The sequence below is a fragment of the Synechococcus sp. UW179A genome, from assembly GCF_900473965.1.
Lineage (GTDB): Bacteria > Cyanobacteriota > Cyanobacteriia > PCC-6307 > Cyanobiaceae > Synechococcus_C.
This window is the reverse complement of sequence record NZ_UCNJ01000018.1, coordinates 140,832-164,168: the sequence shown is the minus strand read 5'-3', so window position 1 is coordinate 164,168 and position 23,337 is coordinate 140,832. Positions and strand designations below refer to the sequence as shown.

General features: G+C 38.3%; 18 protein-coding genes. 16 read left to right on the top strand and 2 right to left on the bottom strand.

Features of this window, described 5'->3' with window-relative positions; genetic code table 11:
- Positions 1-29: 29 nt before the first annotated feature.
- A complete protein-coding gene (locus DXY31_RS09760; protein WP_114993572.1) occupies positions 30-1,754 on the bottom strand; it encodes a Wzz/FepE/Etk N-terminal domain-containing protein in 1,725 nt (574 codons plus the stop codon).
- Complete coding sequence (locus DXY31_RS09755) at positions 1,751-2,935, bottom strand: polysaccharide biosynthesis/export family protein (RefSeq protein ID WP_244279684.1); 1,185 nt, start codon at positions 2,933-2,935, stop codon at positions 1,751-1,753. Before DXY31_RS09755 ends, DXY31_RS09760 begins: the two co-directional genes overlap by 4 nt.
- A gap of 137 nt (positions 2,936-3,072) precedes the next feature.
- On the opposite strand from DXY31_RS09755, the gene hisS reads away from it, so the two are divergent.
- The 16 genes from hisS (at position 3,073) to DXY31_RS09685 (ending at position 23,326) form a co-directional block, all read left to right on the top strand.
- Positions 3,073-4,368, top strand: coding sequence for a histidine--tRNA ligase (hisS, locus tag DXY31_RS09750; protein ID WP_114993571.1), 1,296 nt, complete (start codon positions 3,073-3,075; stop codon positions 4,366-4,368).
- Between the two features lie 1,264 nt (positions 4,369-5,632).
- Positions 5,633-6,826, top strand: a complete 1,194-nt coding sequence (locus tag DXY31_RS09745) for a formyltransferase family protein (protein ID WP_170953645.1) — start codon at positions 5,633-5,635, stop codon at positions 6,824-6,826.
- A 282-nt stretch (positions 6,827-7,108) separates the two neighbouring features.
- Complete coding sequence (locus tag DXY31_RS09740) at positions 7,109-7,891, top strand: WxcM-like domain-containing protein (protein ID WP_114993569.1); 783 nt, start codon at positions 7,109-7,111, stop codon at positions 7,889-7,891.
- Positions 7,892-7,935: 44 nt separating this feature from the next.
- A complete protein-coding gene (locus tag DXY31_RS09735) occupies positions 7,936-9,048 on the top strand; it encodes a DegT/DnrJ/EryC1/StrS aminotransferase family protein (RefSeq protein ID WP_114993568.1) in 1,113 nt (370 codons plus the stop codon).
- Between the two features lie 291 nt (positions 9,049-9,339).
- On the top strand, positions 9,340-10,065 hold the full coding sequence (locus DXY31_RS09730; protein WP_170953644.1) for an SDR family NAD(P)-dependent oxidoreductase: 726 nt from the start codon (positions 9,340-9,342) through the stop codon (positions 10,063-10,065).
- Complete coding sequence (gene kdsB, locus DXY31_RS09725) at positions 10,050-10,808, top strand: 3-deoxy-manno-octulosonate cytidylyltransferase (RefSeq protein WP_114993566.1); 759 nt, start codon at positions 10,050-10,052, stop codon at positions 10,806-10,808. Before DXY31_RS09730 ends, kdsB begins: the two co-directional genes overlap by 16 nt.
- Positions 10,808-11,926, top strand: a complete 1,119-nt coding sequence (locus DXY31_RS09720; protein WP_114993565.1) for a 3-dehydroquinate synthase family protein — start codon at positions 10,808-10,810, stop codon at positions 11,924-11,926. The genes kdsB and DXY31_RS09720 overlap by 1 nt, the downstream gene beginning before the upstream one ends.
- 182 nt (positions 11,927-12,108) lie before the next feature.
- Entirely contained in the window at positions 12,109-12,888 is a 780-nt protein-coding gene (gene rfbF / locus DXY31_RS09715) for a glucose-1-phosphate cytidylyltransferase (RefSeq protein ID WP_114993564.1), read from the top strand.
- A gap of 5 nt (positions 12,889-12,893) precedes the next feature.
- Positions 12,894-13,979, top strand: coding sequence for a CDP-glucose 4,6-dehydratase (gene rfbG / locus DXY31_RS09710; RefSeq protein WP_114993563.1), 1,086 nt, complete (start codon positions 12,894-12,896; stop codon positions 13,977-13,979).
- Positions 13,957-14,403 (top strand): dTDP-4-dehydrorhamnose 3,5-epimerase, encoded by a 447-nt coding sequence (locus tag DXY31_RS16450; protein ID WP_137024947.1) that lies wholly within the window; start codon positions 13,957-13,959, stop codon positions 14,401-14,403. The genes rfbG and DXY31_RS16450 overlap by 23 nt, the downstream gene beginning before the upstream one ends.
- A gap of 56 nt (positions 14,404-14,459) precedes the next feature.
- A complete protein-coding gene (locus tag DXY31_RS09705; protein WP_114993562.1) occupies positions 14,460-16,157 on the top strand; it encodes an ABC transporter ATP-binding protein in 1,698 nt (565 codons plus the stop codon).
- Between the two features lie 381 nt (positions 16,158-16,538).
- Positions 16,539-17,180: an FkbM family methyltransferase gene (locus DXY31_RS09700; protein WP_170953642.1), complete on the top strand. Its 642-nt coding sequence runs from the start codon at positions 16,539-16,541 to the stop codon at positions 17,178-17,180.
- A 58-nt stretch (positions 17,181-17,238) separates the two neighbouring features.
- Positions 17,239-17,967, top strand: coding sequence for a hypothetical protein (locus DXY31_RS16445; protein ID WP_137024945.1), 729 nt, complete (start codon positions 17,239-17,241; stop codon positions 17,965-17,967).
- Positions 17,968-18,995: 1,028 nt separating this feature from the next.
- Positions 18,996-19,931: an NAD-dependent epimerase/dehydratase family protein gene (locus tag DXY31_RS09695; protein WP_114993560.1), complete on the top strand. Its 936-nt coding sequence runs from the start codon at positions 18,996-18,998 to the stop codon at positions 19,929-19,931.
- A 1,383-nt stretch (positions 19,932-21,314) separates the two neighbouring features.
- Positions 21,315-22,451: a DegT/DnrJ/EryC1/StrS aminotransferase family protein gene (locus tag DXY31_RS09690; RefSeq protein WP_114993559.1), complete on the top strand. Its 1,137-nt coding sequence runs from the start codon at positions 21,315-21,317 to the stop codon at positions 22,449-22,451.
- Positions 22,448-23,326 carry a glycosyltransferase family A protein gene (locus DXY31_RS09685; protein WP_114993558.1) on the top strand — a complete coding sequence of 293 codons (879 nt, stop codon included), beginning with the start codon at positions 22,448-22,450 and terminating at the stop codon, positions 23,324-23,326. The genes DXY31_RS09690 and DXY31_RS09685 overlap by 4 nt, the downstream gene beginning before the upstream one ends.
- Positions 23,327-23,337: the final 11 nt, after the last annotated feature.

Here is a 23,337-nt window from a genome sequence, read left to right as displayed (position 1 = left end):
CACTCTGCTTTGAGATGGTGGTGTGTACTTCACCCCAGATCCAGTTCAGGATCAAGCAGCACCCAACCGGCAAGGGGAGCTCCCTGCAGCGCAAGTTTTTGGCTGAATTGTGAGAGCTGGGTGCGAGTGGCAACTCCGGGAGCAGCGAGTAAAAGCTGGGTGGCGCACTCGCTTGTTTTTCGCAGGTCGGCATTCACAACCAGCTCACGGCCTTTGAGAGCGCGACGTAGTTCTGCGCTAAAAGCTTCAACCTGGTCGTTTGGTACGTTGCCCACAGGGATTAGGGCGATGGCTTTGTTTCCCCCGGTTTCTGCCAAGGGGCCCGAGGCGAGCAGGTCTACTGCATCGGTCCATGTGTCCTGGGCCAGGGCAGGTAAGTGCTTGAGCAGCGGACATGGCAGCAGATTTTGCAGTTCATCAATGCTGAACACCAAGCCTTTGCGGCGATCCACAACAAGAGAAGCGCCGCCGCCAAGAACGATTCCAGCCAACAAACCAAGAGCCATAATTCTCTTTTTACTAGGGGCTACAGGGTTGTCGAGAAGCGTTGGTGTTGAGATCAGCTCCCAGGGTTCTTCGTTGCGTGCTTGCTCAAGAGCAAAAACCTGCCGTTCGGCTTCTAACCGGGTGAGGGTGGCCTCATCTCTGGCTGCAGTACGCAGGAGTTCTCGATATTTGATTAACACTCCCTTGGGTCTCTCTGCTGCAGCAAGTCGAGCCTTGGCTGCTGTTCGCTGGGCGTAGAGGTAGCCGTAGGTCTGACGTTTGAACACTTCAATTAGCAGTCGTCGCCGCTCTAAAAGCCGTCGAATCGAATCATCCTTGTCGGTGTATTTAGCCCTGAGAAGGGCTAATTGAGTATCGAGTTGATCAAGAGTTTGAGGAAGGCCCTGGGAGGCGAGCTCGGGGATATTACGCCCGAGGTACATCAAAGTTTCGGGATTGTCATCAAGTTGATTCAGTTGCTTGAGCTGCTCGTTAATGTTGCGGATTTGATTAGCGGCTTGTACTCGGATCGCTTCAATGTTGATTGCATTCTTGATTTCATTGTCGTTCTCACCATCGCCTGTCAAAGCAGTTAGGTCTTGCTCGATTGCAAAATTCTGAGCTGTTCTCAAAGAGGTAACGCTTTTTTTTTGATAAATCCCGATCTGCTCGTCGAGATAACTGATGGAATTACTAATCCCTTTTGCCCGATCCCGTCCCGAGTAACTCTGATAAGCCTTGGAAATACGATCGATTACTGGCAAAATTAGATCTTTGTCAGTGTCGCGGTATTCAAGGCTAAGAACTGAGGTGCCTTTCTTTAGCTCGATTGATAAATTATCTTTAACCCAGTCTGCATATCTCCACCTGCTTACGTTTTCACCTAGTTTTTCTTTTCGGTTTTTGACGAAATCAAAAATAGGTTTTAAAACTGAAGGACTTTCAAGAATCTGCACTTCTGTCTTCAGGTTGCTCGTATTTGGTCCAACTCCAATCATTTCTGCTAATCCTGGATTTGACTGAGCCAGAGACATAGCCCTATTCGATGCCTCGGTTTGGTTTTGAAGCACGATCTGAAATTGACCTTCCCAAACTGGTTTTCGTATAAACGCATAAAGCCCAGAAAGAATAAGAGTGGCCGCACTAATTTTAGCGATTAAAAATTTGTTGCGTAATAGAGCTCCTGCAACTTGCCTCAAATCAATTTCATTGTCAGCCTGGGCGTTTATGGCAAGACTTGTTTGATTCGAAGGAAGGTTCTTTGTCATTGCCCAGCCTCATTGAAAAGTGAATAAACGGAATAAAGGCCAACGAAGGGACCGGTTAACTCATTAAATACACTTATGCTCCCGCTCAAGATGGAATCCTGGACTCGAATTAAATCACCAGCTGCCAAAACTGGATTATTGGCTGCATCTGCAGCTGCACCGGGTTGATAGGCAAATATTCTTCTGTCGATAGTGCCTTCTCGGTTGAATCGCACAAATTCGACTTTACCTTTTAGTAATTTGACCCCGCCAGCCAACGAAATCGCTTGATTGAGTGAGCTGCCTTGAGGAATAGTTACACCTCCTGGATTATTGACCCTACCGGTAACAAAGACCTCCATGAATTGTGGGCTTAAATTTGATTTTCCAGCCATGAGTAGCTGGTTGCGAAGTACTACGGGACTTTTGGCTACGCTGATTACATCGCCATCAAAAAGTCTGATATTCTGTGACTCGTTACCTTCTGTAATTAGAGAAAGAAAGTCTAGATTTGTTCTTATGCGGCCTCCGCCAAGTCCATAGGCTTGTCTTCGAGTGACCTGTACTTCTGAAAGTTTGGAGTAGGGCGTTACGCCCTGAGCAGTGCGGATGGCGTCAAATACAGTTGGGAAGAGATTCCCGCTACTACTTCCACTAGTAAGTGTCGATCTTTTTGAGGTTACGCCTTGTCCTAGAGCATTTATTCCAGTGTCGACATCAGTTAAATTATTTGAAGTCACATCTTCGACGATATTCTGTACACCACTGAGGGTGTAGTACCCAGGTCGTCTTACTTCTCCTCCTACGAAGACGCGGATCGGCCGGTACGTAACGGGACGCACATACACCTGAGGGTTACGCACATAGGTTTTGAACTGCTGAGTGAGGAAGTACCGAAGTTCCTCAATGGTGAGTCCCTCCACGTATAATGCGCGTAAGCGGGGCAGATAGAGGGTCCCGTCGGGACCGATCGAAAACGTTCCGCTGAGCTCTGGCAGATCAAGCAACTCGATCTGAAGCCCGTCGCCTGGGCCAAGAATGTAGGTGTCGTAGGAGATCTGAGCTCGCTGTTCTAAAGGGAGAGGTTTTTGCCTAGTCGTTGACTCTTCTATTTCAATAATCTGCTGAGTATTCACTGCGACAGGTTGCAGGACTAGCAGGGCTCCCGAAGCGATGACGGTCAGGTAACGGATATTCAGCAATGCTGAACCAATCAGGTTGGTGGGAACTTATGTCATTCCGCTCCCTGATGTAAGCGGGTTGTAGCCAGGGTTGGAATTGGGTTGAGTGAAGGAGGTGATGCAGCCAGGCAAAATGGTTCCACCAAAGAGACAAATGTGTGAGTCAGTTGCAGCCCCTTCGTGGCATGGTCGACCTCTTGCCCGAACAGACTCACCGTTGGCAAGCGGTAGAGGCTGTAGCTCGTGCCCTTTTCCAGCGCTCTGGGGTCGAGGAGATTCGGACGCCTTTGCTTGAGCTGACTGATCTCTTTGCACGCGGGATTGGTCAAGCCACTGACGTGGTGGGCAAGGAGATGTATTCCTTTCTTGACCGTGGCGATCGCTCCTGCACCCTTCGCCCTGAGGGAACCGCCTCGGTTGTTCGTGCTGCCATACAACATGGCTTACTGAGTCAGGGAGCTCAGAAGCTTTGGTATTCAGGGCCCATGTTTCGCTATGAGCGTCCTCAGGCCGGCCGCCAGCGCCAGTTTCATCAGATCGGTGTTGAATTTCTTGGTGTGACTAGTGCCCGTAGTGATGTAGAGGTGATCGCCTTGGCTTGGGATTTTCTTGGTGAACTGGGTGTATCCGGTTTGGAACTCCAGATCAACAGCCTTGGCACTCTGGAAGATCGTCAGCGCTATAGGCACCAGTTAGTGAACTGGCTAGGTGCACGAGTGGACCAATTGGATGCTGATTCCCAGCAGCGACTGTCTACTAACCCTATGCGCATACTTGACAGCAAGAATCTCAAGACTCAGGACTTGCTCTCAGATGCACCCACATTGCAAGAGGCCTTGAGCGAGGAAAGTTCAGAGCGCTTTGAAGCTGTGCAGCTTCTTCTGAATAAGCTGTCGATTCCGTTCCAGCTCAACCCTCGACTTGTTCGTGGACTTGATTATTACTGTCATACTGCTTTCGAGATCACTAGCGATCAGCTCGGCGCTCAGTCAACGGTTTGCGGCGGTGGTCGATACGACGGTTTGGTTCAGCAGCTGGGCGGCCCTCCCACGCCTGCGGTGGGTTGGGCGTTGGGAATGGAGAGGTTGATGCTGGTGTTGGGGGCCGCGGCATTAGCGGACGCTGATGGGATTGCTGCGAGACTCACGTCTTATATCGCTCCGGACCTTTACCTCGTGAATCGCGGCAAACAAGCTGAGACTTTTGCTTTGAGGTTGGCTAGGGAATTGCGAGCTGCAGGGGTCTCAGTTGAGCTTGATACTTCAGGTGCTGCTTTCGTGAAGCAATTCAAACGTGCGGACCGAAGTGGTGCTGCATGGGCAGCAGTAATCGGTGAAGAAGAGGTTGAATCAGGTCAAATGAGCCTTAAGCCCTTGCTAAGCCAGGCTAAGGAACACCGTGTTGCTTTGAATGATCTGGCGGCAGTTTTGGTTATCTTGCAAGCCGCGATTTGAGAATTGTTAGTTTTGCAATCTTTGTCAAAAGAAAACAATTATTGACATTTGTCAATTAGACGCAAGATTAAGGGAGTTAAGTGTTTTGATCTGGTGTGCTATAAATATTTTTAGACAATCGCTTTTAATTCTATGCAGATTGACTATTTTAAGTCGGTTTAACAGTAATTGGGGAGTTAAAGCTTTTACCCATCCAGAAATTCTTGCTATCAGCAGATTTCAGGGATCTCTCAGAGTATGAGCTTGTTGCAAGAGTGCAGGTGGCAACCTCCATCGATGGCATTGGTGATCTAGATGTCTTTATTTCAAGCCTCTCTCGCTGACTTGGTAGGTTAATGAACAGTTGTTTCTATAGCACAGACCATATATAGAGACTTGTTCCTTGAATGTTTTTTGGTTTGAGTGATTTTAGTGAGGTCGCTTTGCTGAGAAGGCAATCGTGTGTAATGTGTTTGCTTTTGATTAAATCAATCAAGCTGTTGAAGATCTCTCAGTGATTATAGTTAATGGTTGACCTGGTCCCTCATTTGATCTCTAGTTTTGCATAATACAGACCGTCGCTAAAAGTTGATGTGACTAACTAAGTTCAGGCATGCACTATCCCGTACTTCAAGAACGTCCGTCGCATTTTGGTTGAGGAGAATCTGCCATATAGAAATTTTGATATGTCGACAGGCGTGACGAGTGTGTTATGACTTTTCAAAAACTGAACATAAGTCTATGCCTAGCATGGTGCTAAATGGAAATTCTTAAGCGATTTCTTCTTGACATGCACCACTAAGTATCAATATGAGAACCTCATTTTTGGTAGGACATTCAGGGAATCTGGGTAAAAAAAAGGGGGGGCGCGTCAGCTAAAATAAATATTGAAGCTTCTTCTTCAATTTAATATTGTTGAGTGCTTTTAACTGGTTGCAACTATGCATCTTAATGCAGAACTTATTAATGTTGGTCTAAATTTTTTGCTCATGAATGTTCGTTGACTAGGCTCCAATCGCTCTTTATTTTGTGCTTATTGATAGCACTATTTGCATGTACTACCACCATATTCTTCATATGAAACGTCTAAATTACAGGATAATGAATGCTCTCTTTTGATACTAAGTGTGTGATTTTTGGCCGGCTAAAAAGTTGCCGAACCATTTAAATCAGTTCTTTATTTCATGGATATTACATAGCCTTGTTGTATTGTTAAAAATGTATGCAGTTGTGAGTTTGCTTCAAGGTCTATGCTAATTATAATCCAACTCAAATCAGTAGAATGATGCCAAAATATCACATATGTATTGCAGGTAAAAACCAAATTGCAGTTGATGCATTGCTTTATCTGATTAGTAAAGGATGGGGTGAACGATTAATGGTTTGTCCTAATAAGAATGATACGGGAAATTCAAATTGGCAACCATCGCTAGCACGATTCGCCGGTGAATTTTCCATACCTATTGTTACTCTTGAAGAGGCTCAGAAAATTAATAATTTAGTGTTTATTTCACTTGAATTTGATCGAATAATAAGACCTGCACAGTTTGCATCTCAAAGACTTTACAATATACATTTTTCAGAATTGCCCGCTTATAAGGGTATGTATACATCAGCTCTTCCTTTACTTCATGGCTGCGAGCGCTCTGGTGTTACGCTACATGAAATAGATCCGGGTATTGACACTGGAAATATTGTTGCCCAGAAAAAATTCGATATCAACAATAATTGGAATTGTAGGGAGCTTTATTTCGCATATATGAGTCATGGCTTTACTCTTTTCTGCGGGAATTTCGATAAGTTAGTGGCAAACCATCCAGTAGCATCAATACCACAGCCATCTATAGGCTCGACATATTTTTCAAAAAATTCTATTAATTATCGAGATATTGTTATTGACACTAAAGATACCGCATTCGGAATTGTTCGGCAGTTAAAAGCATTCTCATTTCGTGAGTATCAAGTTCCTAAAATTGAAGGTATGTCTGTTGGCGCGTGGAGTATACTTCCTTCCAAGAGTTCTGAATATCCTGGAACTATCTTAGAAAAATCAGATAATAATTGTATTTTATCAACAATAGACTATGATCTTAAAGTATTGAGGTTTACAGATTGGGACTGGTTTAATCTTGTAGATTTCAATACACGAGATTGCGATCCATCTTCAATTAACATTCTAGATAAAATGGGTTGGTCACCATTAATTCGTGCAGTTTACAAGGGCGATATATCTTTGTGCAAACTTCTTTTAAGATGCGGGGCTGATCCCAATGTAACAAACTTGAATGGTACAACTCCGCTAATGTATTCATTTGCATGTAATAATAGAAGCGCTGCCGAAAAGACCTCGCAATTGTTAATTGCTCATGGAGCTAAAATCAACGAACAAGACAAATTTAACAAAGCCCTGCGTGATTACGACCCAGCCGCATTCCATTTTGCCGAATCCTGTCTAAACAGTATAAATAATAATTCTTGAGTAAATATAAATAATTTGCGTGTGCGCTTGCAGCCTATGGTTCTCTTTGATTGTTTATTAAGAGATTAATCTTAGCCGTCTAGTGCTTAAAACCATTAATAAATGTTTATTGTCTAAAAGGGCTGTTAATTGGCATTTCTGATTAAACTAGAACTATTCTCTCACGTATATAATGAACTTTATGTTTGTGGGCTTCTCGATGGACTATGCGAAATCCAATTGCTTTCTCACAATTAAGCCCATTCCCGTTAACCTAAATAGTCATTGAGTCCCCAAAAAATTATGAGTCAAGAGTCGAGTTATTCAGTAGGTACTGATTGCCTTATTTCAGATAAGGTCATAATTGAGCATGGGGCAATTATATGTGATCGTGTGATAATTGATGGTGAAAATATTATAATTCAATCTTTGGCAAGGATTGATGCTGGTTCCATCGTAAGCGGTGACTTAAGCATCGGCACTGGAGCCTGGGTTCGTGCTGGTTCCGTTGTACACGAATCAGTTCCTGCAAATGCAATTGTCGAGGGGAACCCCGCACAGATTGTGGGATATCAGGCTTCAGTACATGAGGGAAGTTTAACTCAAACAAAATTGGTTGACATTTTTTCGATTAATGATGACACTCGACCATTAGTGGTTAATTTAGGTGTTGAATTATGTGCATTATATTTAATGAGAAAGATTAAAGATTCGCGGGGTTCTTTGTCTGTTGGAGAAGTCCCTACTGAAGTACCTTTTTTCCCACAACGATATTTTATAGTTTATGATGTACCGTCAAGAGAGTTACGAGGCGAGCATGCGCATAGAGAATGTGAGCAATTTCTTATTTGTTTACATGGTTCTTGTCGTGTACTTCTCGATAACGGGAAAGATCGTTGTGAAGTTATCTTAGATAGGCCAGATATGGGAGTTTATATGCCAGCTATGATATGGGGCACACAGTATCGTTACAGTGAAAATGCAGTATTACTTGTTTTTGCATCTATGGCATACAATTCTGATGATTATATTAGATCCTATAACGAATTTGTTGCATTAAAAAACAACCATTTATTGAGACATTAAATTCTACTGCAACAATTAATTAATCCGTCTTGATTCTATCTTGTATGAGCAACTCATCATCCTTCGTTCCTTTTTTAAACTTAAAATCTTCATATGAAGAACTTAGATCTGAGATTGATTCTGCTATTCAACGTGTGCTGGATAGTGGTTGGTATGTTCTTGGTCCAGAAGTTGAAGCATTTGAGCTGGAATGGGCTCATTACTGTGGCTCTAAATACTCAGTTGGACTATCTTCTGGATTAGACGCCTTACATCTAGCAATCTCTGCTCTTGGAATTGGAGCCGGAGATGAAGTAATAGTCCCATCAAATACTTATATTGCAACTTGGCTCGCTGTCAGCTCTAATGGTGCAATACCCGTTCCAGTTGAGCCTAATCCTAAAACATATAATATTGATACTGAAAAAATTGAAGCTGCAATTTCTTCTCGTACTAAGGCGATTTTACCAGTTCACTTGTACGGTCAACCAGCTGATCTTGATCCGATCATAACTATTGCCAAAAAAAATAATTTATATGTTATTGAAGATGCAGCTCAAGCACACGGCGCTTTATATAAAGGCAAGAGAATTGGTACTCATGGTGATATCATTTGTTGGAGTTTTTATCCAGGTAAAAATCTTGGTGCTTTCGGTGACGCAGGTGCTATTACTACTAACAATATAAAATATGCGGATCGAATTAGAGTACTTAGAAACTACGGAAGCCGTGAAAAGTATAAAAATGAGATTTTAGGTTTCAATTCTCGTTTAGATCCCATTCAAGCGGCAATTTTGCGAGTAAAGCTTCGTGTTTTAGATGATTGGAATTCACGACGACATCTAATTGCCAAGCAGTACATAAAGCTTCTTGATAATACTGAATTCATAACACCATTAATTTCCTCATGCTCAAAATCTGCGTGGCATTTATTTGTGATTCGCCATCCTAATCGTAATGCTATTCAAGACAAACTTAGTCAAGCCGGTATTGGCTCGTTAATTCATTATCCAATACCTCCTCACTTGCAGGAATGTTATAAAGCTAACTATTCGTTAAAAAGCTATCCCATTGCGGAGTGTCTTTCTAATGAGATTTTAAGTTTACCTATTGGGCCTCATCTAACTAATTCTCAAGTTTCAGACATATGCCGGAATCTAGTACTAAACACCAATTAGAACTCTAGTCTTCAAGTAAGACACTTTTCAAGAGCAAATTAACCTCTACTAAGAGTTTTTGTTGCGGAGATCTGCTTTGACTTCAGTAATTGCCTTTGGTGTATTTTTAGCACTTGAGTTCAGATCTCGGCCTTCTAATCTCACTTATTGCTAGATGATTTTTGTGGTTATGCGTGATAGATACTTACTGTCCTTTCTTGATTTTCGTATTAATTGCTAAATGGTAATGACTAGCTAGAATAATATCTGCCCTGTCCCATTAAAATGTTAGATAGAAGTCACTATGATGGATTGATTACTGGCTGTTCCAAGGGGATCGGTCTTGCTGTTTTGTCAAATCAATTAAGACTCGGCCAAATTATAATTGGAATAAGTAGATCTGAAACAATGGAAATAAAGGAGCTCAGAGATGCATATCCAGATACTTTTATTTTTAAACAATATGATTTATGTCAAGCTCTTATTTCAAGTCCTTCGTTTTTCCTTAATGGAGTTGATAAACCCTCTTTCAATTATTGCGTGTTAAATGCAGGCATCAGATCTAGAGTTCCTATAGTTGAAGCTACTAATGAAACATATCAGCGTGTTATAGATGTTAACTCGCTATCACCGCTTCTAATGGCAAATCAGTTAGCTCAAATAAATATAAGTAAAAATAAGGGCCTAAACGTTTTATTTGTCAGCTCAATTGTTGGAAATTTGGGATTTTCAGAGCTGTCAACCTATGCCACTTCCAAAAGTGCATTAGATGGATTTATGAGATCTTTTGCCGTTGAGATGGCGCCTTTTAACATTAGAGCAAATTCAATTGCACCAGGTTTTGTTAAAACAAGTTACTATGAAAATTTTGTAAAAAATAAGCCCGATCTTTATGAATGGACCCTGAGCCGCACACCTATGAATCGGTGGGCTACTTCGGAAGAAATTGCAAAATGTGTACAATTTTTAGTGTCTTCTGATAATTCATATATGACTGGATCTACTGTATATTGTGATGGTGGATGGACAGCTTCATGAATAAATCAACATTAGCTTTGATTCCTTCACGACTAGCTTCAAGGAGATTGCCAGGAAAACCGTTATTAGAGATTTGTGGAATGCCTATGATTGTGCACGTGGCAAAGAGAGCTCAATTATCTAAGTCTATTGATAAAGTTTATGTTTGTACTGACAGTACTGAAATTGCTGAAGTATGCTCAAAATTTAACATATCTGTCAAAATTACGCGGGGAAGTTATAATAATGGTACAGAGAGAATTGCAGATGTTGCTAAAGAATTTCCTGACAGTTTTATTGTCGACGTTCAAGGAGATGAGCCCTTAATTAATCCGGACAATATCGACGAAGTAGTTGAATTTGCTAAATCTAGTAGCAAGAAGCCTGATATCGTAATTCCTACGATCCAAGAGCAATATTCTTCTGGTGATTCGGTGGTCAGAGTTATTTCTTCGACTAGTAATCGTGTGATGTACCTTACACGCGCTATGACTCCACACCCATTTAGAAACAGGCCTCAATTTATCCAAAAACACTTGTCAGTCATTTGTTTTAGGCCAACAATATTAGAAAAGTTTTCAGCTTTGCCAGTTTCAAAATTAGAGTCTTTTGAAGATGTTGAATTATTGAGAGCTATTGAAAATGACATGAATGTCTACTCCCTTCCTTTAGTTGCTAATTCATTTTCAGTAGATATTCATGATGATGTAGCTCGTGTAAAACTTGCAATGGTTAACGATCCAATCCTCTTAGAGTACCAGTAATGTCTGATGATTTAATTTGTACTTCATTTGAAGCTACTATTGGTTCCGATCGATATGAAGTAATAGTTTCCAATAGATCAGATGAAGCTGTACATTCATACCTCTCTGCATTTTCGCCGAAGTCTATATTTATTATAGCTGATTCTTATTTTAAAAATTCATCTGTCTTGCCAAGTCGGAGTTTCTGTGATCTCCTCTCCGATCATTGCACTTATTATGTTGATGGAGGCGTTGAGATGAAATCACTTAAATCTTTAGAGTTGATTTGTGACCAACTTTTCGAAAGCTCAATTCCTCGTGACGGAGTCATTGTTGCGCTTGGGGGTGGAGTTGTGGGCGATCTTGCTGCAATGGCCTCATCAATTTATCAACGAGGTATGAAATTAATTCATATACCGACAACGACTACTAGTATGCTTGACAGCTCTATAGGAGGCAAGACAGGAGTTAATCATAAAGGGCAAGTAAATCTTTTAGGAACATATCATAATCCTGATGCTTTATTTTGTGATAGCAGATTTTTGCGAACTTTGCCCCAGCGTGATCTTATAGCTGGTATTTGTGAGTCGATAAAAAAGTCGCTTATATCTGATTATTCTGCGGTTGACTTCTTTAGTTCTAATTCAAATAAGATATTAGCGTTGGATCCTGATGCCTTACATAAAATGATCTGCTGGAGCATTAAGCAAAAATTATTTTTCGTAAGTTCTGATTTCAAAGAATCTTCAACACGCCTTCTTCTCAATTATGGACATACCTTTGGACAAGCATTTGAGAGTTTCTATGGCTTATATCAAGATTATTTGAGACATGGTGAGGCTGTATCTCTAGGAATATGTTGTGCAGGTTACTTAACAGACAAAGTTTTTGATAACAGTCAACTCAATAATCTTCAAGCAAAACTATTGAGTATGTATGGTTTACCTTGTCGCATTTCGGAGCTATCATTACCCAGTCTTCCATTAATAAGTCAGCTTACCCCATTGCTGAAAAATGATAAAAAAAGGGTATCAACAGGGAATAGATTTGTTTTGCTCGAGGATATAGGCCGTCCTCATATACTTTCAGATGTTGAGGATGAGTTATTGTCTGAAGCTTTTGATGTGGTTCTTAATTAGATTTTTATAAGCTAAACTGATATTTATTTGTCATTTAACTTTTTCGTCAGTTCCATTCAACGCTTTTGGTACTTGTATTTTTAAAAAGTCTATTTTCACTTCGCGTCAATTTGGTAGCATGGGTAGGAAGTTGCTCAATCAGATCGGTTTAGTATGTCCTACTTTATCCACATCGTAAAATCATGAAAGTAGTAATATTCGCAGGTGGGCTTGGGACACGTTTATCAGAAGAAACGAATTTGATTCCTAAACCGATGATAGAAATTAATGGTAAACCAATACTGTGGCATATTATGAAAATCTATGAAAAATATAATCATACTGATTTTGTCATACTCGTTGGCTATAAGTCATATTTTATCAAGGAGTATTTTGTTAATTATTTCTTGCATCAAAGTGATGTTACTATCGATTTGGCGACAAACAACGTTAGTTACATATCCAACACCTCAGAACCTTGGCGAGTAACTTTGCTTGATACAGGATCTGATTCTCAAACAGGTACTAGACTACTTAAGGCTCAAAAGTATATTGAAAATGAGCCTTTCCTTCTTACATATGGAGATGGCTTATCAGATATTGATATGAATAAGCAGCTTGAATTTCATCACTCTAAAAATGCGCTTGTCACTATGACAGCTGTCCAACCAGCTGGTAGATTTGGTTCATTTCGAGCAGATGAGACAACTTCACAAGTATCAGATTTTGTTGAAAAGCCAGCCGGCGATGGATCTTGGATAAATGGTGGATTTTTTATATGTGAGCCCTCTATACTCAACCATATACCTGCAGATAAAAATGTTGCTTTCGAGGATTTTCCTCTTCAAAACATCGCAAAACTTGGCAAGCTTTATAGCTTTTATCACAATGGTTTTTGGAAGTGTATGGATACTTTACGAGATAAAAATGAACTCAATGAGCTGGCTATGTCTTCACCATGTTGGCTAAACAATGTTGTTTAAATAATATGTCATCATTCAGCGGCTTAAAAGTTTTCGTTACCGGGCATACTGGTTTTAAAGGTGCTTGGCTTGCTAGTTGGCTCTTAAGGCTTGGTGCAAACGTTGATGGTTATGCACTACCTCCGTGTTACGAGAACTCGCTGTTTGAGACTTTAGATTTAGAAAAAAAATTGCATCACACTGAAGGAGACATACGTGATTATGAGTGTCTATCTCAAGCAATTACTAAATCTCAACCAGACGTCATTTTTCATTTGGCAGCTCAGGCTATTGTTTCTACTTCATACTTAAAGCCTATTGAAACCATAAGCACGAATGTTATTGGTACAGCAAATTTATTGGACTGCATAAGAAAAATCAAAAAAAGCACACAAACGGTATTAATAACAAGTGATAAATCTTATTTCAATGCTGAATGGCCATGGGGTTATCGAGAAACAGATAGAATCGGAGGCAAGGATATTTATAGTGGATCAAAAGGTGCCGCTGAAATTATTATTCAATCTTATCTAGAGTCTTATTTTAAGAATCCAAAACCGCATTCGATAGCAGTAGCTCGAGCAGGGAATGTTATAGGAGGTGGTGATTGGGCCTCTGACCGCCTTATTCCAGATATTTATAGATCTTGGGCGTCCAACTTGCCAGTTGAGATTAGATGCCCTCAATCTACGCGGCCATGGCAGCACGTTTTAGAGCCTATCGGTGGTTATCTTAAACTCGCTTACTTATTGAGATCTAATACTTGTTTGCATGGTGAGGCATTTAATTTTGGGCCCTCCTTCCAAGAAAACAAAACAGTACTAAACCTTATCACTGATTTAGCGAACTTGAGCGACGTGTCCCCGCCAGGAGATCCTTATTTAATCAGTGATAATATACCGTTTGACGAATCATCATTATTAAAGTTGAATTGCGATAAAGCCCAAATGTTCCTTAAATGGAACGCGGTCTTGTCCTATTCGATGACTTTGAAGTATGTGCAAGAGTGGTATGATTGCTATATGAATGATCCCTCAGGTTGTGCATATCTTGTTGATAAGCAAATCTCAAATTACACATCTTTGATAAATGAAAAGTTCCTCTCTCCCTAGTGATATCTTAGTCACTCCTTTAAAACGTATTTCCCATCCGCAGGGAGATATTTTACATATTATCCAAATCGGATCGCCTGGTACTTCGCTCATAAAGGAAGTTTATGCATCTCATATCCATAAAAATGAGACCAAAGGCTGGAAGCGTCATCTTCAACTCCCTCTCAACATTGTTGTTATTGCTGGAAAGATAAACTTTTCCTTTGCTGATAATCGCAATAAGGATGTTGCTACCTCATATTCTAATCTGCTGTTATCACCATCTGAAAATCATTCTCGGATTACAATCCCCCCATTGATTTGGGTTTCGTTTACAGGACTTCATGATTTTAATATTTTAATCAACTCTATTCCAGAGCTTCATAATCCCGAGGAGGCGGAAAATTTGCCCCTATCTACATTCCCTTTCCACGATGTCGAATAATTCATGTAATTCTTTCTCATCATTATCGTTTAACACTCCTAGCACTCAGACTTGAAATGACAGTTTCTACAAATAGTTATCGACTAATATTGGATTTGTTTTCAATTTTGCCAAAAAAAATTAAACAAAAAATCGGTTTTTTAAGCATTCTGAGTTCTTTTATAGGATTTTTTGATTTCTTATTGCTCTTTCTTCTCTATCGAGCTATTAATACCCTTTCAAAAAATCAATCAGTCACAAGTGAATACCTCTCTGCAACACTTTCGTTGATCATTTTTTCTATTGCTTTAAGTTTAATACTGAAAACTTTTACAACTTCCTTCCAAGCAAAAATTGTGGCAAATATTGGTAATTATTTGTCGATCGAATTGCTTCGAAAAATACTAAATCTTCAATATATTGATTTTAAAAAATTACAAACGTCTGTTTTGCGTTCTACGTTAATAACAAAATTATTTGACACGGTAGATATTTTTTATTTTTGCATGCAAGCAGTATCGGCGTCTTTAATAGCTGTTCTTCTTTTTATATACGTTCTCTATATTCAATTTTTTGAAGCATTGTTTCTGTTTTCCTTTCTTTTTTGTTCTTATCTAATGATGAGTCGTTATATCTCCAAACGCATTAATAAGCTTAGTCTTGACGTTCGAATCGGCTTGGATAAACACTCTATTGCTATTCAAGAAATGTTGGGAAGTTTTCGAGAAATCAAATATGCCAATGCCGATAACTACTTTCTTGAACATTTTCAACCTTTAGACTATGACCTTAGAATTAATAAAACTAAAAGCCTCTTTTTTATTAGTTTACCTAGGTTTTATATTGAATATGCTGTTTATGCTTATGTAATCATAAGAACATCGATTGCAGTTGTTTTTTCCCCTCAAATTCTCCCTGGATTAGCAATATTATATTTTGCAGCTTTGAAACTCTTTTCTTTATTTCAAAATGTGTATATGGCCTATTTAAACTTAAAGTCGTTGCGTCAGTCTGCAGTATCAGTTTTACATCTTTTTCATCGATCAAGTTCTGAATGTTTCACTTATGAATACACTGAAAGTGTCAGTACAGCCTTAAATTCTGGTGGTAAGAATTTGATTATGTCATTTACAAATGCTTCTTTTTCTTACAATGATTCTAGTCATAATCTTATTGACACCTTTGATTTTTCTATTTGCCAGGGCGAGCATGTTTCATTATCTGGTGCATCCGGTTCTGGTAAGACCACATTCATAGACTTAATATTAGGATTACTTCCTCTTTCTACGGGTCAGCGCACTCTTTTTTCTCTACCAAAATCGAACCAATTGCGTTGTAGTCCTACTATTGCTCTCGTGGCGCAATCACCTTTTATATTTGACTCTTCACTGATTGAGAATATACTTGTTTTCAAATCTCCAGATTTGACGTCTGATTATTTAGAATTTATATTAGATATGTGCAGTATTTACACAATTTGTTCATCAGATTCTCTTAGTGTAGATATGTCTGTTGGAGAATTTGGCAATAAACTTAGTGGTGGCCAGAAACAACGAGTTGCCATAGCACGATCCTTATGTATGTTACCTGATTTATTAATCCTTGATGAGGCAACTTCTGCTTTGGATAGTTTTAGTGAAGCTTCAATACTTTCCAACTTATTTTCGCATAGGGACGATCTTGCAACCGTAACAATCGCGCATCACGCTTCTGCCATGAAATATTCAAATAAAAAGTATGAAATCAAGAACAATACCCTTATCCATATCATTTAATCAAGCTATTATTCTATTTCAATCAAAATCATCCCTCACTTACGGTTTTCCTTGTCCGATTTGACTTGCATGTTCCTTTGAAGAATAAGCGCTATAATAGATCTAGTAGAATATGTGTTTTGTAATGAGGTAAAACGGTATTGTGCTAAGATTAAAAAAAATAATTTCACTATGCTTGGCAAAATTAAAAATTCTTTTTCTTTGCTATCTTCCAAGCTATGCTCCCGACTTCTTAACTCTTTTGTTTATAGTATTAGAACCAATGACTTTAATTTTAGAATCTATATTAATACTCGTCACGAGCGCTTTCGTGCACGAACATTTGAAACGAAAGAACCCGATACATTGTCCTTTATTAGTTACTTTGGAAACATACATGATGTGAGTCTAATTGACATTGGTGCAAATATTGGCATTTATTCATTGGCATTTGCTTCCAAATCTAACTCACCCGTTTATGCATTTGAATTCGACCCTTCGTCTCAAGTTTCTTTGATAAAGAACCTTTCTCTCAATAACTTTAAAAATATTACCCCTGTACTTGCAGCTCTAGATTCTTCTAAGAATTTTTCTCTTTTGCCTACTTTCTATCAAATTTTTGAAGCTGGTGCTGGAGCAGGTGGTTTAAACAAGATATATGCCTCAGTGAAAAGCAGTAATGAGTGCTTACAAACTCTTACCCCTTCTCTTTCCCTTGATGTTTTTAATTCTATTCATCCTTTTCCTGGCGAATCTGTATTGAAAATTGATACCGATGGTCATGAACTAGATATATTGTTGGGTTCTAAGGATTTACTTCGTTCTGGCAAGATTTTGGCAATAATTTTAGAAATTAACTCGTTTGCTTATTCCGAAGCTGATGTTACTGACCTTCTCACAACTTTTGGCTATTGTCTTGTTGCTCGCTCTAAATGGTGTCAGCAATTGAGTGAAGGTAGTATTTACAATTGCGTATTTCTAAAAAGTGATTCCAGCAATGATGTCATAGATTATTTTAAGAATAACTGTCATTTCGAGATATAAATTATTTCCTTACTGCCCATTTAATCTATTACTTTGACCACGTTATTTAATTATTGCTATGCTATCTCTAGGTGCTATTGTTGACAGATTTCTAACGTTTTCTCTACTTCCGATAGCGACTTTCCGTGAGAAATTTCTTTTTACTAGGCAGGTCAAAGATAATCCGGACCTGCACGACTTGTTTATTGATGGTGTTTTAAATCTCTCTGATATTTTACCGTCTTCAGCTAGACATGATTTAGAAAGCTGGGCTGATGAGCTCTCATTTTCATATAGTCGTAATACCAATGGTAAAACCGTTCGGCACTATAATGTTCATTTAGAACACCCCGTTCCTTTATTGCCTTTGAAGCACCTTTCCAAAATACTAAATGTTTATTTTGATTATTCTCCTTGGATAGTTGATCAGACCCAATGGCAAATATCTTTTCCAAGTCCTAACTCTCTACCAGGTCAGGGCTTTCATGTAGATGCTTTTTATCCTTCCCTTAAGTTGTTTATATATAATGGACCTGTGAATGCACTAAATGGCCCAATGCTTTACATTAAGGGATCTCATCGCTGGCCCAAAAATATCTTTAAGCGCGCATTATGGTCGTTATTTCGTTCGCTTAGGCTCACTTATTTTCCCCAAGTAGATATTAACAAAGCTAGCACACTTCTGTCCGAAAACCCTTATTCCTTCTTTCTTTGTGATATGCGCTTATTTCACTCAAGTAGTAGACTTGAATTTGGTACAAGAACTGTTACTGTGATTAATTTTCGCAAACGCTATGTCTTCATGTGATTTTGACTCTAAGCCAATCTTAAATATTTACGGCCTTTATCAATCTGGAAAAAGTCTTTTGTATGACGCTTTTACTTCATCTCCTTCCTTCAAGACGTTTCATCGTGAAGAAGATTTTGATCTTCTAAGGTATCCGAACGGACTCTTTGAATTATATCTTTCGATTCTCACGTTAGATCCTCTAATAGCAGGACACAGGCTTTCGCGTTTTTCACATCTAGTCTCTTATAATTGTATTGCTCCTAAGAATAAATTAGATGCATTTTTATTTTATAGGCGTGATTTTTCATTGTTTTTACCTGGCTTTCATCATCAAACGAGTATTTATTTGAGCAAGTTACTGAAGCATACACGAACAACCTTTCACCCATTTTCACTTTTAACCGAAACCTTCCCTCTACTTCCTGTTTATCGTCTTTTTAACAAGTTTTTTAATACAAGCTTCCCTAAGTCTTTACTCTTAAGCATTTCGGAAAATGATTTTGTTCAATATACGCAAAATTATCTTGATTCACTATTCACTTACATGTTATGTTGTTCACCCCCTAATGCTCATGTTCCTTATGATGCTTTAATATTGAACAATGTTTGTTTCCCTGGCCAGGAAAAGCTGCTTAATAAATTATGTCCCAAAATAAATAATATACTTCTTATTAGAGACCCCATTGCCACTTACATTGACATATTAGACAGGTCGTCTTTTGCGTGGTATAGGAATCAGTCAAATGCTTTCTTCTCTGTCAATTCTTTTCGCTCTTATTTGGATTACTTTGAGTTAGCTTTAGGATCTGTTATTTCTTCTGGTAATTCTCTCATTTTGCGATTTGAGGATCTTGTGAATTCACCCTCCACTCAATTGTCGCTTATTGCAGAATATTCTGGTATTCCCATTAACGCCCTCTCTCAATTGTCAATAAAGCCACTATCTTCGCCAATACTTGAAGATTGCAGTCATCCACTCTATTCTCAATATTTGACTTATTCACGTTCAAGCTCTTACAATTCCATCTCATCTTTCTATACACGTTATGAATCTTAGAGCTTTGGTCACTGGTGGTGCTGGATTTATTGGTGGCCACATTGCTAGAGATCTCATCTCTCGTGGTTTTATCGTTGATATTATTGATAACCTAAAAACAGGAAATATTTTAAATATACCCGACTCTGCAAACTTTTTTTATATTGATTCTGCTAACTCTGATATATTTCGAATTTTGAATCAATCTTACGATATTATATATCATTTTGCAGGGCAAAGTTCTGTGGAGATTTCGTATAGAGATATTATGTATGATTTTAATTCAAACTTGGCATCAACGGTTAATATTCTTGAGTTTGCGAGAAAAGTTAAGCCAAGGCATTTAATTTATGCCAGTTCTATGTCCGTTTATGGCGGAGAGGATACATCAGCTCGTTCTGAAGATTCCGTACTTTTAGGTTCAAATCCATACGCGTTGGGTAAGATGACTAGTGAAAAATACCTTCAACTCTATAATAAATTTGGCATATCAAGTACTGCTGTTCGTTTATTTAATATTTATGGGCCTGGTCAAAATCTCGTTAACTTATCCCAAGGGATGCTTTCTATTTATTTAGCACAAGCTCTTAATTCTCCTAGTGTTCTTGTAAAAGGTTCTTTAGACAGATCACGTGATTTTGTTCATATTTATGATGTCTTAAAATTTCTTCGTAAGATCGAGTTCAATGAATTAGCCTTTAATCAATCAGTCAATATTTGTTCGGGCATTTCAACAACTGTTGGTTCTATTTTAAATGATATAGAATTTGTCCTGAATAAACAACTTGATATAACCGTGGCTGGATCGACCCCAGGCGATATTCCTCATATGCTTGGGGATACTTCTAAACTTTTCAATATTACTTCTCTTAAAGCAAGTACTACCATTCGCCGCGGTATTCAAACTATGGTTGAAGCTCTTACTTCAGAATCTTACTATAGATAGTTTTCCATATTTTTGAAATAGTCGAAATAATCTTCTTATTTTCCCTTTAAATTATTGACTTTCATTAATTTGACACTCACTTCTTTTCTTACATTTTACCGCTCACCTGTCTTTTTGCTCACAGCTTTTTTCCTTTTGCCTAAAGTCTATGGCATTATTGATTTATCAATCATTCCATTGCTGTGTATATTCATTTCTTCTATATTTGCTCCTTCTTGTCAAGCATATAGCTATAAATTAAAGTCATATTATATAGTACTACTATCATTGCTTGGTGTTTGCCTTCTCTATTCTTTATTTGGTGCTCTATTTGTATATGATTCCGCTCTTAACTTCCCCTTAAAATTTTTTCGCTACTCTCTAATTACATTTATCTCTTTATTTTCGCTTTCGCGATCCTTTCTTTCCCCTTTGGATATATTTAAATCTGCAGTCCTTGCCAGTGTCATTAACACATTGTTCTCTTTGGTTCAATACTTGGTTTTTATATTTGACTTTAAAAGTATCATGCCTTATATTTTTAATCCTTCATTTGACATCCTCCTGAGTTCTCCGTTTCGCCAGCCTGGTTTAATGGCTGGTTATCCTAACTCATCGTTGCTTTTGATATTAGGTTTATATTCTTATTATTTTATTTGTCACTATCATGTTCACTGTAAGCCTAAGTTATGGGTTGTATTGATATTCAGTACGCTAGCTTCGCTAGCAAGTAGAACTGGCCTCGTTATGTCAATACCATTAGTCTTGTATTATTTTTATTGTCAGCTCTACAACATTCACAGAGTTTCTTATAGATTTCGAATTTCAACTTTTGTTCGTTTCATCGTATCCCTGACAATTATTTTCCTATTGTTAGGTCTATTTTTTAATTCAGGCACTCGTATATTGAGTAATTCTACATATTTTCTAGAGCCATTTACAATTCTTTTCTCCGGTGATGTTTCATCCTCCCAAAGCCTGGATGCTCTTTTGGCTTCCTATCAAAACTATTTAAGCACTAGTCATTTTGTTTTTGGTAATCATCTTTGGATGCTTTCCACCGATTTAAATAATATCGATAATGGCTTTTTTATTGTTCTGGCTTCACAAGGAATTTTCATCTTGACGTTATGCATAATTTTTTATCTTTTTTTGATAGCCCAAGTTCCATCCTTGTATTCAAAAATTTTCCTTTTCTTTGTCTTTGTTGTTTTTAATTTCAAGGTTGATGTTATATTTGTCAGACAAGCTTCAGACCTTTTCTTTTTTCTTCTTCTTGCCTCTTCTTTCTTTTTCGATGCACACTCATCCTCTCGATTAACTTGTCGTAAACATTAATCTCTCGTCTTTTCCCTGTTTGTTCTACAGTGAAGCAAATTTATCAATTCCTCCTTTTCCTCACCAATGGCTCTTAATCTACCTCTGATTCGTTTGTCAAAAAGTACAGTAACTACTAGTGATATTAATTCAGTTTCTCAATGTCTTCGTGAGGAGTTTTTAGGTATTGGTTCCTACGTTCAGGAATTTGAAACTAAGATCTGTTCCTATGGCTATCAGTACGCTATCGCTACATCTTCAGGCACTTCCTCTCTTCAATTAGCCTTGCAAGCTCACGGAGTTGGTCCTGGAGATGAAGTGGTTCTACCGTCTCTTACATATGTAGCTACCTATCAGGCCGTCTCGGCAACAGGCGCAACTCCTATTTCATGTGATGTAAGGTTATCTGACTTATCTCTTTGCCCTGATTCTTTATTGTCCTTAATTTCTAATAAAACGAAGGCTGTTATTCATGTCCACTTCGCTAGTTTATTGGGGTCATTACATGAAGTACGATCTTTACTTCGTCATCATTCAATTCCTCTTATAGAAGATGCTGCTCATAGTTTTGGAGATTGGTCTATTAATCATGGTAATTATGATACTATATGCCACTCCTTTGATGGGATTAAAAACATTACCTGTGGGGAGGGCGGAGTCGTGTGTACTACGAATAAGCATATAGCAGATACTATTTCTGACTTGAGACTTTTAGCCGTTTCGAATGACTCTGTTCAACGATACAAAAATGCTCGTAGTTGGAATTTTGATGTTAAGTCCCAAGGTTGGAGGTATCATATGAGTAACATTAACGCTGCTCTTGGGTTATCTCAGCTTCAACGGATTGATTCCATTCGTGATAAGCGTAGAACATTATCTAACTATTACTATCAAGCTCTGCTTGCCTCACAATATTTCACTCCTCTCTTACCTCTTTTGAATAATGATACGTTGACAATCCCGCATATCTATCCTGTTTTAGCTGCATCTCAAGGTTTTGATACGAATTCTTTTCGTAATTTTATGTTGGACAATAATATACAGACCGGCTTACACTATTATCCCAATCATTTGTTGAGTTACTATTTATCAAGTGTAAAAGAACCACTGCCTAACACAATGGCAATCTATCCCCAAATGGTTACTCTTCCTTTGCATCTTGACTTGAATTACAATGATATCGATCGAATTGTAGAAACTATTGATACTTATTTTAAATTATGAGCCCATTTTATTCTATTGTCATTAATGTTCTCGATGGTGAAAATTATTTAGCAAGGTTATTCTCTTCTATTGCTTCACAAAATTTTTACGATTACGAGATAATCTTAATTGATAATTGTAGTTCTGATGCTACTGAATCAATTGTCAAATCTTACAGTTCTAAATTTCCCTTATTTACTATTCATAGAACTACTTCTACTGTTCCTTTGTATAGTGCTCGTAATATTGCCGTTCAACTAGCCTCTGGCAAATACATTGCTTTTCACGATGTTGATGATTTGTGGTCTTTTGACAAGCTTTCTAGTTATTATGCTTTACTCTGTAATGAGAAATACGATATAGCCTTCGGTTCATATAATGTAATAAAGCATAGAGCTAATATTACTCGTAAGCAAGAATTTAAATACAAAAACTCCTTAATTGTTTTAAATGATGATGTTTTTAAAGCATACAATATAGCAATGTCCAGTCTTGTTATATCTCGTAAATCCTTTGCAAATGGCTTGTTCAACCCAAAATATCTAATTATTGGTGAATTTGAATATATACTTCGCATGTTTTATCAAAAGCGTGCACTTGTTGTTCTTCGGCGCACGTGCACAGTACTCCAGGATGATAACTCAACCTCGGTAAAATATCCTCATCAATTTTCCCGTGAGCTTTATTCTCTCTCCTTCGACTATATAAACAACCGAAAAATTTATAAGTATCTTTTTAGTAACTCAATCTATAAATTGTATCAATCATATTTTTTGTCCAAGCCTTCTTATCGACTAGCTTTCTTCCTTATGATTCGATTGTTTATTAAATACAAGTTTCCCCTTCTTTCATTCCGGTTTTTACTTGTTAGCACTATTCTTTTACTTAAAGCTTAATGAGAACTATC

Coding starts and splice junctions, on each gene's coding strand:
- DXY31_RS09760 (WP_114993572.1), bottom strand. CDS start 1,754: ATGACAAAGAACCTTCCTTCGAATCAAACAAGTCTTGCCATAAACGCC.
- DXY31_RS09740 (WP_114993569.1), top strand. CDS start 7,109: ATGAGTCAAGAGTCGAGTTATTCAGTAGGTACTGATTGCCTTATTTCA.
- DXY31_RS09705 (WP_114993562.1), top strand. CDS start 14,460: ATGACAGTTTCTACAAATAGTTATCGACTAATATTGGATTTGTTTTCA.
- rfbG (WP_114993563.1), top strand. CDS start 12,894: ATGTCATCATTCAGCGGCTTAAAAGTTTTCGTTACCGGGCATACTGGT.
- DXY31_RS09690 (WP_114993559.1), top strand. CDS start 21,315: ATGGCTCTTAATCTACCTCTGATTCGTTTGTCAAAAAGTACAGTAACT.
- kdsB (WP_114993566.1), top strand. CDS start 10,050: ATGGACAGCTTCATGAATAAATCAACATTAGCTTTGATTCCTTCACGA.
- DXY31_RS16445 (WP_137024945.1), top strand. CDS start 17,239: ATGCTATCTCTAGGTGCTATTGTTGACAGATTTCTAACGTTTTCTCTA.
- DXY31_RS16450 (WP_137024947.1), top strand. CDS start 13,957: ATGAAAAGTTCCTCTCTCCCTAGTGATATCTTAGTCACTCCTTTAAAA.
- DXY31_RS09735 (WP_114993568.1), top strand. CDS start 7,936: ATGAGCAACTCATCATCCTTCGTTCCTTTTTTAAACTTAAAATCTTCA.
- rfbF (WP_114993564.1), top strand. CDS start 12,109: ATGAAAGTAGTAATATTCGCAGGTGGGCTTGGGACACGTTTATCAGAA.
- DXY31_RS09745 (WP_170953645.1), top strand. CDS start 5,633: ATGCCAAAATATCACATATGTATTGCAGGTAAAAACCAAATTGCAGTT.
- DXY31_RS09720 (WP_114993565.1), top strand. CDS start 10,808: ATGTCTGATGATTTAATTTGTACTTCATTTGAAGCTACTATTGGTTCC.
- DXY31_RS09695 (WP_114993560.1), top strand. CDS start 18,996: ATGAATCTTAGAGCTTTGGTCACTGGTGGTGCTGGATTTATTGGTGGC.
- DXY31_RS09685 (WP_114993558.1), top strand. CDS start 22,448: ATGAGCCCATTTTATTCTATTGTCATTAATGTTCTCGATGGTGAAAAT.